We start from the raw sequence: 12,577 nt of genomic DNA on the forward strand, positions 1-12,577 counted from the left end.
CCCCCTATGAGTGCGGCCTGAATGCCCAGCGCAATCCGGTATGCGATGACACCGGCGACGGCTTTGCGGACCGCTATGGCGACCCGGCCTACGAATTCGTGCACGGCTGGAACTATGGCGTCGCGACACGCATCAACGATTATGGCGAGGCCTTCCAGTATGATGGCGGCTGTGATTGCTGGCTGCGCGAACCGTCGCTGGACACCTATCCGCAGTAGGGCCGCGCACTCACTCTGGTGCCTTGCGCGGGCGTCGCGGGCCTGATCTTATGTCATCGGGAACAGGTTATCGGGAGCCCTGTGATGCGGTTGCAGCCTTTGTTGGCCTTGATGCTTCTGGCGGCGGCCTGCCTTGATGGGCGGGCGCAGGCGCAGGGCGAAACTGCCGGGGCCGGGTTCAAGGCCGGGGCCGGATTCCAGGATTGGGCGGTGGGCATCCTGGCGGCGGACTGGCGCGCCGGTGACGGCACGCCGATCGAGGCCTTCGAGAATTCCCGCAAGGCGCTCGCGCAGGGCTTTGTCGGTGCCGGTTTCAGTCCTGACAACATCACCAACATGTCGCTGCGCCCGCGTGAGCTGGGCGGCTTCTCACTGTCCTCAGAAGAAGTCTTCTCGGCGTTCGGCAAGCAGGCCAAGGCCGCGCCTGCGGGCTGCCTGCTTTACTTTACATCGCACGGCAACGAGGACGGCATCGTTCTCGGCCGCGAAGGCTTTTTGAGCCCGACCCGCATGAAAACACTGGTCGGCGAATGGTGCGGGGAGCGTCCGACGGTGGTGGTCGTCTCGGCCTGTTTCTCGGGCGTGTTCCTGAAAGAACTTTCGGCGCCGAACCGGATGGTGATGACAGCCGCGCGGCCCGATCGTTCCTCCTTCGGGTGCAGCCCGGATGCGCAGTATCCCTACTTCGATGGCTGCATTTTGGAATCGCTGCAGGCGGCGGATGACTTTGTGCACCTCGCCAGTATGTCGAAACGCTGTGTCGCCAAGCGCGAGCGGGCGGAGCATCTCTGGCCGCCGTCGGAGCCGCTGTCGGCCGTCGGCGCGGATGTCGAGGACTTCCTGATCTTCCAGAACTTCGAGCGCCCGGCGCCTGCCGGCGGCTGAGCGTCAGCGCCCTGCGAGAGCCTTGAAGCCGACCTCGAGGTCGGCCTTCAGGTCGCGCGTGGATTCAAGGCCGATATGCACGCGCAAGAGCGGGCCAGCGCGGGTTTCGGTCCAGCTGCCTTTCATGCGCTCGAGTTGCTGGTCGCAGGGGATGATCAGGCTTTCGAAGCCGCCCCAGGAGAAGCCAAGCGAGAAGAGCGAGAGCGCCCCGAAGAATCGTTCAAGGCTGCCTTCGGGGACCGGGTTCAGGATGACGCCGAATAGGCCGTTGGAGCCGGTGAAGTCGCGCTGCCAGAGGACATGGTCCGGGCTACCAGGCAGCGCCGGGTGGAGCACGTCCGCCACTTCCGGCCGGCCCGCCAGCCAGTGCGCCATTTCGAGCCCCGCCGCCTCATGGGCCTTCAGGCGCGTATGCAGGCTGCGAAGGCCCCGGAGGGCGAGGTAGGCGTCGTCCGGCGCCAGCGTGATGCCCCAGTCTTCGGAGGCTGCGGCTATGCGCGTGTAAAGGCTGCTGCTGCGCGTCATCACGGCGCCGCCGAAGGCATCGGCATGTCCGACGGCATATTTGGTCAGCGCCTGGACGCAGATATCCACGCCCAGCGCCAGCGGCTGGTGCAGGAGGCCCGCGCCCCAGGTATTGTCGAGGATCGTCCGTATACCCCGCTGCGAGGCAGCGGCTGCGATGGCCGGCGTATCCGTGATCTCGAAAGTGAGCGAGCCCGGTGCCTCGAGGAAGATAGCCTTGGTGTTTGGCCGGAACAGAGAGGCGATCTCCCCGCCGGAGCGCGGGTCAAAGCGTTCGGCCTCTATGCCCATGGCCTTAAGACGGCGCTCGCAGAAGCGGGCGGTGGGGCCATAGGTGCTATCGGAAAACAGGAGATGGTCGCCGGTGCTGACAACGCTTGCAATGGCCAGCGCGCAGGCCTGCAGGCCGTTACCCGCGAGGCGGGTATGGCTGGCGCCTTCAAGTTCGCCCATGGCCGCTTCGAGTTCGCGGTGCACGGTCAGGCCCATGCGGCCGTAGGTGGGCTTGGCTCCGTAGAGGCCGGCTTCGTCCCGGAACAGAACAGTGGAGGCACGCTCCAACGGCGGGTTCACCGTGACCCGGTCAAGACGCCCGGCGCGCGTGTGGATGAGGCGCGTTTCCGGGGCGGCCTCGTCCTTCTTCATGCGGGGGCTTTCGCGATCGGCCGCGAGGGATCGGACGCCCAATCCGTCCAAGACCCGTCATAGACGGCGACATCATAATTGCCGAGGCGGGCGAGGGCGAGGGCGGTGATCGCGGCGGTTACGCCGGAGCCGCAGGTCGTCACGGTCGGCGCCAGCGGATCCCTGAACAGTTTGCGCAGCTCAGCCACCGGCTTCATGCGGCCGTCCCCGGTGATCAGCTTGCCGCCCGGCAGGTTGACGCTGCCCGGGATATGGCCGGAGGGAAGGCCCTCGCGCGGTTCCGGATCGCGGCCGAAGAAGCGGCCATCCGGGCGCGCGTCGATGATGACGGCGCGCGCAGTGCCGAGGAGGTTTTCGAGGGCCTTTGCGTCCATCACGAGATCGGTGCGCACGCGGGGCGTGAAGTGGCGCTCGCCGGTGGTCGGGGGCATGTCGTCCAGCGCGCCGCCCTGGCTGACCCAGGCATTGAGGCCGCCATCAAGGACTTGGACATCCTTGTGGCCCATGACGCGGAACATCCACCAGGCGCGAGCGGCGGCGAAGAAGTTGTTCTGGTCGTAGATGATGATGCGGTTGCCGTCACCGAGGCCGAGGCGGCGCACGCGCGAGGAGAACTTCACAGCATCGGGCAGCATGTGCGGGAGGTGCGAGGACGTGTCGGCGATATCATCGATATCGAAGTGCGCGGCCTTCGGAATATGGCCGCGCATCCAGGCCTGACGCCCCGTTTCGGGCGGGTTCGTAAAGGGCGCGAACCAGGTCGCGTCCACGATGCGCACATCGGGGGCTTCGATATTCTTGGTCAGCCATTCTGCGCTGACGAGGGGGTCACCGGTTTCCATGTCTCTATTTCTCCATCCAGGCCGGCACGGGCAATCCTTTTGCGCGCAGGAACTCAGGATTGTAGAGCTTGGACTGGTATCGGTTACCGTAGTCGCAGAGAATCGTCACGATTGTATGGCCGGGACCAAGGTCGCGGGCCAGGCGGATGGAGCCCGCCACGTTGACGCCCGCCGAGCCGCCAAGGCAGAGGCCCTCCTCCTCGACCAGCCTGAACAGCACTGTGAGGGCTTCGTCGTCGTTGATGCGGTACGCCTTGTCGACCTCGATGCCCTCGAGATTGGCCGTGATGCGGCCCTGGCCAATGCCTTCGGTGATCGAGGTGCCCTCGGCTTTCAGTTCGCCGTTCCTGTAATACTCGTACAGCGCCGCGCCGCCGGGATCGGCGATGGCGATCTGGATATTCCTGTTCTTCTCCTTCAGCGCGAGCGAGACCCCGGCCAGCGTGCCGCCGGAGCCGACAGCGCAGACGAAGCCGTCGAGCTTGCCGCCGGTCTGTTGCCAGATTTCCTGGCCGGTGGTGGCATAGTGGGCGCGGCGGTTGGCCTGGTTGTCGAACTGGTTGGCCCAGATCGCGCCGTTCGGCTCGCTGGCGGCGAGTTCCTCGGCGAGGCGGCCGGAATAGCGCACGTAATTGTTGGGATTGGCATAGGGGACGGCGTCCACCTCGATCAGCTCCGCGCCGAGCAGGCGGATGGCGTCCTTCTTCTCCTGGCTCTGGGTGCGGGGCATGACGATGACAACCCGGTAACCCAGCGCCTTGCCGACGAGGGCGAGGCCGATACCGGTATTGCCGGCGGTGCCTTCCACGATGGTGCCGCCGGGCTTCAGCAGGCCGGCCGCTTCGGCTTCGCGGACGATGCCGAGGGCCGGGCGATCCTTGACGGACTGGCCGGGGTTCAGGAATTCGCACTTGCCCAGGATTTCGCAGCCGGTCTCGTCTGACGCTGCCCTCAGGCGGAGCAGCGGCGTGTTGCCGATCAGGTCAACGATCGATCGGTGAACGGTCATGCGGCGGTGTTTCCTGTGATTGAGGCCAGTGGCTCAGACTTAAGGGGCTGCGCCGCCCGGGGCAACGGGCAGCCGGGCTTTTGATCCAATCCCCGCCGTTCGGCGTAAGGAGATACGAACCTGTGAAAGGCGCCTGCGCAACCTTCCCGCCAGCCGGGCGTAGCTCAAGGGTATACCCGCCAAGGCTGCGGCATCGCCTTCACACCGATCAGCCTGGAGATTTTCATGAACGCTCAACGCGCTGCCCTCTCCCTCCTGTTGCTCGCGGCTTCGGCGCTGGGGGCAGCGGCGGAAATCTCGCCCAGGTCCTGGCAGCCGGAAGCGGGCGATGTGATCCGTTTCAACGTGCTGCGCGAGGGCAAGCCTTTCGGCAGCCATGCGGTGACCTTCGAGAAAGCAGCCGACGGCACGCTGGTGGCCAATACGAAAGTGTCCCTCAAGGCAGGCCTCGGCCCGGTGACCGTGTTCCGTTACCAGCTGGACGCCACCGAGAAATGGCTGAATGGCAAACTGGTCGAGGTCAGCGGCAAGCTGAATGATGACGGCAAGAAGGCCACCTTATCGGCCAGGCGCAAAGGCGAAGCGCTGAACGTTGACAGCACGGTGTTCAACGGCGTTGCGCCCGCTGGCACGGTTCCGGCGAGCCACTGGAACTATGCCCAGACGCAGACGACGAAGCTGATCTCCACCGGTAATGGCGAGATCCTCAATGTGAAGGTCGTCAACAAGGGCCGCGAGACCATCAAGGCCGGGAACCGGAGTATTGAAGCCAATCGCTATCTGCTCGATTCTGCCCTGGACGTTGACCTCTGGTATGACGACGAGGGCCGCTGGGTGAAGCTCGCCTTCGAGGCGCGCGGCCAGCAGATCGAGTATGTGCTCGACGCCCTCTACTAGGCGCCGGGCGGGGGATGGGTGTTCTCAGATTGGTGCTCGGCGACCAGCTGTCGCCGGAGCTTTCTTCTCTCCGCGATGGGCAGTCGTCGGATGTGATCCTGATGGCCGAGGTTAGCGAGGAAGCGACCTATGTGCGCCATCACAAGAAAAAGATCGCCTTCCTGTTCGCTGCCATGCGCCACTTCGCAGCAGAGCTTTGCGCGGCCGGGCATGACGTGCGCTATGTGAAACTTGATGACGCCGGCAATACCGGGTCATTGCGGGGCGAAGTTGCCCGGGCGCTGGATGCCATGCCCGGACTGTCGGGTGTGGTGGTGACCAAGCCAGGCGAATGGCGCCTGCTGACTGACATGGAAACCTGGCGCGACCTCTTCCCGGTGCCGGTGGAGCTGCGCGAAGACACACGGTTCATTGTGCCGCTCACAGAATTCTTCGCCTGGGCGAAGGGGCGCAAGCAGCTGAGGATGGAGTTCTTCTACCGCGATGTGCGGCGCAGGACAGGCCTGCTGATGGACGGCGAGGAACCAGCGGGCGGACAGTGGAATTTCGACCATGACAACCGCAAGCGTCTGCCGAAATCACTCACGCCGCCGCCGCGTTTTCTACCGGAGCCAGATGGGCTGACCCGCGAGGTGATCGATCTCGTTGCGGCGCGCTTCCCCGATCATTTCGGGGATCTGGAGCCCTGGGGGTTTGCCACCACGCGGGCGGGCGCGGAAGCAGCGCGCGACCATTTTATCGGCGAGATACTGGCGGGCTTCGGCGACTGGCAGGATGCGATGGCAAAGGGCGAACCCTGGATGTGGCATTCGCTGCTGTCGGTCTACATCAATTGCGGCCTGCTTGACCCGCTGGACGTTTGCTGCCGGGCGGAGGCCGAATGGCGGGCAGGGCGCGCGCCGTTGAATTCGGTGGAGGGCTTCATCCGCCAGATCATCGGCTGGCGGGAATATGTGCGCGGCATCTACTGGCTCAAGATGCCGGCCTATGCGCAGACGAATACGCTGGACGCGCATCGTCCGCTCCCGGAATTTTACTGGACCGGCGAGACCCGGATGCGCTGCATGGCCGAGGCTATAGCCCAGACAAAGCGGCACGCCTATGCGCACCATATCCAGCGACTGATGGTGACCGGGAACTTTGCGCTGATCGCGGGGCTCGATCCGGCGAGGGTGAATGAATGGTATCTGAGTGTTTACGCGGACGCCTATGAATGGGTGGAGCTGCCCAACACGCATGGCATGGCGCTGCACGCCGATGGGGGGCTGATGGCCTCGAAGCCCTATGCTGCCAGCGGAAATTATATAAACAAAATGTCTGATTACTGCGGCAGCTGTGCCTATGACGTGAACGCAAAGACAGGTCCCAAGGCGTGCCCGTTCAACTACCTTTACTGGGATTTCATAGCGCGAAACCGCGAAAGTCTCGCCGGAAACCCCCGAATGGCGCTGATCTACAAAGCGCTGGACCGGCTGGATCCGGCAGCATTAACAGCCATGCGCGGCGAGGCTTCAGCCTATCTTGCGAGCGGATGCAGGGCAGGTTCGTGAACGGGCGGTAAATACCAGCCGGGCAATTTCACGCAACGCGGTTCCGGGAGGTTTAACCTGTTGTGCTATCCCGCCGAGTGGAGAGCCCCTGTTGAAGGGGCCGGAGAGACACGGATGGAACAGCAGACCCTCTCGCCGGCGACTTTCTGGTCGCTGCGCGGGCTCCTCCGGGACATTCCTGTTCCGGAAAAGTACCGCCCGGGCCTGCTCAAGAAGCAGATCGATACCGTGAGCAGCATGGTTTTTGTCCTGCTGTTCGCAAACCTGCTGAATGTGGCCGTCGTCCTTCTGTCTTTCCGTCAGTCCGAGGCGGGCAGCCTTCTCGCAATCTGGGGTTTCTGCATCATCTTCATCACCGGCCTCGCCGCACTCTGGCATGTCCGGATACGCAGGGCGAACATCCGTGGGCACCTCGCGCAGGCGCATGTTGATGCGATGTCCAGCGCCGCACTGATCATTGGCCTGTCCTGGGCCGTGGCGCCCCTGCTGGTGATGCATATGGCTGACCTTCAGGCCCAGATGGTCATGGCTTTCGTGCTTACCGGCATGATGTTTGCCGGAAGCTTCCTGCTGTCACGCCTGCCTGGCGCCGCCTTGTCCCTGATGACCCCTATCGGCGCGGGGCTCGGCCTTTCGATGCTGCTGCAGGAGGGCGCTGCATACCAGCTCATCACGGTTCTTATCGTTGTCTACCTGGGCGTCCTGTTCTTTGCGGTGCGCTGGTCGCACAAGCTGTTCGTGGAGCAGCACCTCAGCGAAGCAGCTGTAAAGGAGCAGACGCAACTGATCGGACTGTTGCTGCGCGATTTCGAGGAAAGCACATCTGACTGGCTGTGGCAGACCGACACAGCTGGCACCCTGGAAGACATTCCGCTGGTGATCGACACGAGTTCGGACACGTCAAGCTTCATGAAGGTCGGCGCGCAGCTGACGTTGGTGTTCGTCGCCGGAAAAGCGCGAAAGGCACTGGAGGCATCGCTCGCCCGGCATGCCGGGTTTCGCGATATCGTGCTGCAGGTTGCCGGCGAACGCGAAGAGGAGTGCTGGATATCGCTGACCGGCAAGCCGATCTTCGAGGGGCCGGACTTCCGCGGGTTCCGCGGCGTTGCGGCGGACATCACGCAGTCCAAGCAGATCGAAGACCGTATGACCTACATGGCGCATTATGACGGCCTGACCGGGCTGCCGAACCGCGCGACGCTGCAGGATTATCTGGAGAAGGTCATCCGCAAACCGCAGGCGCCGAACACGGTGCGGGCGCTGTTGTGGCTGGACCTCGATAACTTCAAATGGGTCAACGACACGCTGGGTCACCCGGCGGGTGATGAATTGCTGCGCCAGGTCTCTGCACGCCTTAAGGAGATGACCGAGAAGAACGACCACTTGGCCCGTCTCGGCGGCGACGAGTTTGCGCTCCTCATAGAGCGCCCCTCTGGCGGCGTGCTGGAGGCCTTTTTCAACCGCCTCACAGAGCACATGCGCAAGCCGTATGACATCTGGGGTTCGACGGCGCACTGCTCGGCCTCGTTCGGTGTGCGTGTGTTTGATACGTACACGACTGATACGCGCGAAGTGCTCAAGCACGCGGACCTGGCGCTGTATGAAGCGAAGCGGACGGGCAAGGCACAATGGTCCATGTTCACCAATGAACTGCAAGCCACCGCGCTTGCCCGCGTACAGATCGAAGCCGAACTCGAGCGCGCAATCGACAATGACGAGCTTCGGATCTATTTCCAGCCAATCGTCGATGCGCGCACACACAAGGTTCTCGGCGTGGAATCGCTGCTGCGCTGGCAGCACCCGTCGCGCGGACTGGTGTTCCCGGAGGAGTTCATCGAACTTGCGGAAGACAATGGCCTGATCACGCGGATGGGTGAATGGGTAATCCGTGCGGCACTGGCGGAAGCGGCGCGCCTGCCGGAGACCATCAAGGTCGCGATCAACATCTCGCCTTTACAGATCCACTCTACGACACTGGTGTCGACCATCGTCAACGCGCTGGCCACCCACAACATCCCGCCCAACCGGCTGGAACTCGAGATCACCGAATCCGTGCTGATGACGGACACGGAGTTCACGCTGAAGCGCCTGCATCAGATCAAGGACCTCGGTGTGCGCATCTCGCTGGATGACTTTGGAACCGGCTATTCCTCGCTGAGCTACCTGCGCGCGTTCCCGTTCGACAAGATCAAGATCGACAAGAGCTTTGTGAATGATATCGAGTCGCGGCCGGAAAGCCGCGCCATCGCGATGGCGACACTGAGCCTCGCGAAATCGCTTGGCATGCGGTGCACGGCTGAGGGCGTCGAGACGCTCTACCAGGCAGACTTCCTGCGCGAGCAAGGTTGCGACGAGCTGCAGGGCTTCTTCATCAGCCGCGCACAGCCGCTCGACTACCTGACACATATCTTCGATGTGCGCCGCCGTCCGGAATGCGAGACCGCAGACGTGCAGTCCATAGAGGCACCCGGCGAGGTCAATGTTGTGCCCTTCACCAGCGAGAAGCGCGCCTAGGGCGTCGCCTCTTCGTCTGCAGGCGCGGGCTCCGGCTCGGCAGGCGGAGTGGGTGCACGCTTGCGGCCAAACAGGCCGCCAAGGGCATCGCGGGCTGCTTTCTCGGCGGCGCTTTCCAGTTCCTTCTCGACATCTCGCGGCGGGGCGGTCTCGGCGGGCGCGTCCGTTTCGCCGTCAACCGGCGGGGCGCCCGTAGCCGGTGTTTTTGCCGGCTGGCCAATGATGCCGCCAATGATGCCGCCCACAGCGTCGCCGCCGCGGCCGGTGACTTCGTCGATCAGCTTGCCCTTGAGTTCGGCCTGAAGTGCGGCCTGCACACCGGAGAAGTCCGGCGTCACCTTCAACTGGCTCCAGCTGCCCGACAGGCGCACTGGCACCGGAATACCGTTCAGCTGCACGACCGCGCCCTGACCGGTGCCGGTCCGGTCGATGGCGGTGGCAAGGCGCAGGTCGAGCCTCTGGCCGCCGAGGTCTATACTGCCGCTGCCGTCGATGCCGAGGGCCGGGCTTATCAGTTTCAGGATATCAACGTTCGCGACCCCGTTCCTGATCTTGAGCACACTGTCGAACCTGGTGAAGTCCGTCTCGGCCGTTGGCGAGAGCACGCTGCGGAAGTCGATTGAATTGAGCTTGCCGGTGGTGAGGGCCGTCTGCAGCGATTGGGCTGAACGTACCATCTGTGTGACATTGAGACCCTTCAGGGCGCCTTCGGCGAGGTTGGTCGAGACTTCGCCGTTCAGTCCCCGCACCAGGGCGTCGAGCGAGTCGCCGCGCGTGGTTGCGTCCAGCTTGAAGGCACCGGTGCCGGCGAGCTTGTCGAAGCCCGCGAGCGTGCCGAGGAGGTTCGACATCGCAACGCTGTCGCCCTGCATGGCTAAGGTGACGGCGGGTACGGCGGACGCCGCATCGACCGTCATCCGGCCTTCCCAGTTGCCCCCGAAGGCCTTGAACTTCGACAGGTCAGCGGCGAGTTTGCCGTCGGTCAGCTTCGCGGTCAGCGCAGCGTCGGTCAGCTTGACGCTGCCGAGGCTTATCTGGGTCGTGGTGATCTGCAGGTCGGCGTCGGCGGCAGAGAGGCCGGCGAGGTCCAGTTTGTCATTACTCCAGGGTTCGATCTTCATCGGCTGAGCGGTCTGGTCGGCCGGGGCGAGGAAGGGCGAGAGGTCCAGGTTGCCCATGTTAAGCTTGCCGGTGAGGCGCGGCTTTGATCCTCTCAGGTCTATACCAGCATTGCCTTTGGCGGTTATGTTGTCGAGCTTCAGGTCCAGCGCCGAGAGGGCGATGTTGGTGAAGGTGCCGCTGACATCGCTGGTGGCCGCGAAGGTCTGTATCGCATTGCCGGGCGCGAGTTCCACGTCAGCGGCAGAGAGCAGCTGGCGCAGCTTCTGGCTGGAGGCGTTGAGTTTGCCTTTGAAAGCGCCGGGCTCGGCGAGGCCGAGATCGCCGGTATAGACGGCCGTCAGCAAGTCGCCGTCATGCTTGAAGTCGATGGCGGACAGCTGGAGGGCTTCGGCGCCGCCGCTGATGTTGCCGGTAAAAGAAACTTTCTCCAGAGCGCTGGCAGCGGGCACCTCGACCGCCAGCTGCGTCGCCAGTTCACCGGCCCTTGGCGTGTCGAAGCTGAGCTTGCCGTTGACGAGGAGTGCCTCACCCAGTGTCACGGCGCCGGAATAGTTGGCGGTGATCAGCGGGCCTTTCACGCGCAGTTTTTCGAACATGAGCGCGGGCTGGGTGAACGCGCCGCTCACCTTGCCTTCGACATCCAGCGTGCCGAGCGGGGCTAAATTCAGCGGCAGCTCGATCGCGGCAAATTTCGCGAGCGCGTCGATCTTCGGCGCATTGAAGGCGAAGTCGCCCTCGATGGTTGGCGCGGGGCCGAGATTGATCTTGCCGGTGAAGCCGGTCTTCGCGAGATCGGACGACTGGGAGAACCGCTTCACATTGATGGCGAGGGTTTCCAGCGTACCGGACACATCGCCTTCCGCATTGATTTTGCCGAGCTTGGCAAGATCGAAGGGCACTTCGACGTCTGCGTAGGCGAGCAGGGAGCTGACGGCTTCGGAGCTGGCAGAGAACGTGCCGTCGAGCGTGGGCACTTCGCCCAGCGCGATAGTGCCGTCATAACGGGCCTTACCGAAGCTGGTGCCGAGTGTGGCTTCGAGGGTGGCAGGTTTGCCGGTGGTGGCGGCATCGAGCGAGTCGAGGTTCGCCTCGATATCGAACCGCTGGCTCTGGAAGAAACCCCTGGCGTCGAGCTTGAACGGCTGGTCGAGCGCCGTCATCGCCGCGGTGAGGTCGAGTTCGCGCAATTCGTAGCGCGCGCCGGTTTCGTCATCCTGGTAGGTGAGGCTCGCATTCTCGAGGCGAAGATGCTCCACCGCGCCGTTGAAGCCGCCGCCTTCGCTGGGGGCTGCGCCCGAGGGCGGGGCCTTTTCCAGCACCCAGTTGGTGGTGCCGTCGGCCTTTTTCTGGAGCGACACGGACGCATCGACAAAGGCCAGCTCGTGCACTTCGACACGCTGGCCGAACAGCAGCGGGGCCCATTTCACGGCGCCGCGCAGCTCGCCCGCTTCGATCATGTATGGGCCGTCGAATCCGTCCGGATTGGCCACCTTCATGCCTCCGACGCTGGCCGCAATCCGGGGGAAAAGCGACAGGCGGACCTCGCCGTCGAGGGTCACCTTCCGCTGCAGGGCTTCGCCCGCGGCGCGCTCGATCTGGGCACCGTAGACGGATTTCGGAATCAGGAATGGCAGGGTCAGGGCCACGCCGATCAGAATGACAAAAATTCCGCCTGCAATCAGAGCGATACGCTTCATGGTCCGAATCCGTGTTTGGGTCTGGTTAGCGGATGAACCGATACTATGTCGGTTGAATGGCAGCTGAAGCATAAATGGCAGGAAATGGGCCCTTTTCGTGGCACTGCAAGGCGCTCCACAGGACCGCTTGACCCGGCAGGCCGCCGCGATTAGAGAGGCGCTTCGCTCGAAAGGGCGGCCAAGATAAATGCGCGGGTGTAGCTCAGTCGGTTAGAGTGCCGGCCTGTCACGCCGGAGGTCGCGGGTTCGAGCCCCGTCACTCGCGCCATTTCTACCGAAATGGACTCCTAATAAGCACTTGATGTTAAACGGATTTTCGGGATCCGTTTGGATCTCGTTGCGTAAAATGGCCGGAATCTGTGGACCAAATTGGGACCAGATTGTGGACCAATGGCCGACGTAATGAAGCGCGTCGAAGACAATTCTTACCTCGAACAAAGAGGCCGGGTCTGGTGGTATAACCGCCGGGTCCCGGGCCGGTTTGCGCGCCTCGATACGCGCAGGCGGATCAAGGAGTCGCTGGGCACAACGTCCCTTGATCAGGCTCGCTACAAACGTGACCTCCTGGCTGAGGCCGACGACCAGTACTGGGCTTCGCTCCAGATCGCTGAGGAAGCAGGGCCTGCCGCCAATCGTGATGCGGGCGAAGCAGTCCGGAGTCGCTACCGTATGG

Annotated in this window: 10 protein-coding genes and 1 tRNA gene; 7 read left to right on the plus strand and 4 right to left on the minus strand. The window is 63.6% G+C overall.

Annotated elements, in window-relative coordinates; genetic code table 11:
• Together WEA77_RS13410 and WEA77_RS13415 are read left to right on the plus strand one after the other, a co-directional pair.
• A partial coding sequence (locus WEA77_RS13410; RefSeq protein ID WP_368068387.1) for a hypothetical protein occupies window positions 1-218 on the plus strand: 218 nt, incomplete at its 5' end.
• 111 nt (window positions 219-329) lie between these two features.
• Entirely contained in the window at window positions 330-1,103 is a 774-nt protein-coding gene (locus WEA77_RS13415; protein WP_368068396.1) for a C13 family peptidase, read from the plus strand.
• A gap of 3 nt (window positions 1,104-1,106) precedes the next feature.
• Here WEA77_RS13415 and metC read toward each other — a convergent pair whose 3' ends face one another.
• Genes metC through WEA77_RS13430 form a run of 3 tightly spaced genes read right to left on the minus strand, consistent with a single transcriptional unit; the run spans window position 1,107 to window position 4,124 of the window.
• Window positions 1,107-2,273 carry a cystathionine beta-lyase gene (gene metC, locus WEA77_RS13420; RefSeq protein ID WP_368068388.1) on the minus strand — a complete coding sequence of 389 codons (1,167 nt, stop codon included), beginning with the start codon at window positions 2,271-2,273 and terminating at the stop codon, window positions 1,107-1,109.
• A complete protein-coding gene (locus WEA77_RS13425) occupies window positions 2,270-3,115 on the minus strand; it encodes a sulfurtransferase (protein ID WP_368068389.1) in 846 nt (281 codons plus the stop codon). The genes metC and WEA77_RS13425 overlap by 4 nt, the downstream gene beginning before the upstream one ends.
• 4 nt (window positions 3,116-3,119) lie before the next feature.
• Window positions 3,120-4,124 carry a cysteine synthase A gene (locus WEA77_RS13430; RefSeq protein ID WP_368068390.1) on the minus strand — a complete coding sequence of 335 codons (1,005 nt, stop codon included), beginning with the start codon at window positions 4,122-4,124 and terminating at the stop codon, window positions 3,120-3,122.
• A gap of 225 nt (window positions 4,125-4,349) precedes the next feature.
• Between WEA77_RS13430 and WEA77_RS13435 the strand changes: the two genes are divergently transcribed.
• The 3 genes from WEA77_RS13435 (at window position 4,350) to WEA77_RS13445 (ending at window position 9,085) form a co-directional block, all read left to right on the plus strand.
• Window positions 4,350-5,021 (plus strand): DUF6134 family protein, encoded by a 672-nt coding sequence (locus WEA77_RS13435; RefSeq protein WP_368068391.1) that lies wholly within the window; start codon window positions 4,350-4,352, stop codon window positions 5,019-5,021.
• A 14-nt stretch (window positions 5,022-5,035) separates the two neighbouring features.
• Entirely contained in the window at window positions 5,036-6,571 is a 1,536-nt protein-coding gene (locus WEA77_RS13440; protein WP_368068392.1) for a cryptochrome/photolyase family protein, read from the plus strand.
• A gap of 114 nt (window positions 6,572-6,685) precedes the next feature.
• Window positions 6,686-9,085 (plus strand): putative bifunctional diguanylate cyclase/phosphodiesterase, encoded by a 2,400-nt coding sequence (locus WEA77_RS13445; RefSeq protein WP_368068393.1) that lies wholly within the window; start codon window positions 6,686-6,688, stop codon window positions 9,083-9,085.
• On the opposite strand, the gene WEA77_RS13450 is transcribed toward WEA77_RS13445, so the two are convergent.
• Entirely contained in the window at window positions 9,082-11,904 is a 2,823-nt protein-coding gene (locus WEA77_RS13450; protein WP_368068394.1) for an AsmA family protein, read from the minus strand. The two genes, WEA77_RS13445 and WEA77_RS13450, sit on opposite strands and share 4 nt — an antisense overlap.
• Window positions 11,905-12,095: 191 nt before the next feature.
• Between WEA77_RS13450 and WEA77_RS13455 the strand changes: the two genes are divergently transcribed.
• Window positions 12,096-12,172, plus strand: a tRNA-Asp gene (locus WEA77_RS13455).
• 122 nt (window positions 12,173-12,294) lie between these two features.
• Window positions 12,295-12,577: DUF6538 domain-containing protein (locus WEA77_RS13460; protein ID WP_368068395.1), on the plus strand; the 283-nt coding region annotated here is incomplete at its 3' end.

Source organism: Hyphomonas sp. (assembly GCF_040882205.1).
Taxonomy (GTDB): Bacteria; Pseudomonadota; Alphaproteobacteria; order Caulobacterales; family Hyphomonadaceae; genus Hyphomonas.

Coding starts and splice junctions, on each gene's coding strand:
- WEA77_RS13415 (WP_368068396.1), top strand. CDS start 330: ATGCTTCTGGCGGCGGCCTGCCTTGATGGGCGGGCGCAGGCGCAGGGC.
- metC (WP_368068388.1), bottom strand. CDS start 2,273: ATGAAGAAGGACGAGGCCGCCCCGGAAACGCGCCTCATCCACACGCGC.
- WEA77_RS13425 (WP_368068389.1), bottom strand. CDS start 3,115: ATGGAAACCGGTGACCCCCTCGTCAGCGCAGAATGGCTGACCAAGAAT.
- WEA77_RS13430 (WP_368068390.1), bottom strand. CDS start 4,124: ATGACCGTTCACCGATCGATCGTTGACCTGATCGGCAACACGCCGCTG.
- WEA77_RS13435 (WP_368068391.1), top strand. CDS start 4,350: ATGAACGCTCAACGCGCTGCCCTCTCCCTCCTGTTGCTCGCGGCTTCG.
- WEA77_RS13440 (WP_368068392.1), top strand. CDS start 5,036: ATGGGTGTTCTCAGATTGGTGCTCGGCGACCAGCTGTCGCCGGAGCTT.
- WEA77_RS13445 (WP_368068393.1), top strand. CDS start 6,686: ATGGAACAGCAGACCCTCTCGCCGGCGACTTTCTGGTCGCTGCGCGGG.
- WEA77_RS13450 (WP_368068394.1), bottom strand. CDS start 11,904: ATGAAGCGTATCGCTCTGATTGCAGGCGGAATTTTTGTCATTCTGATC.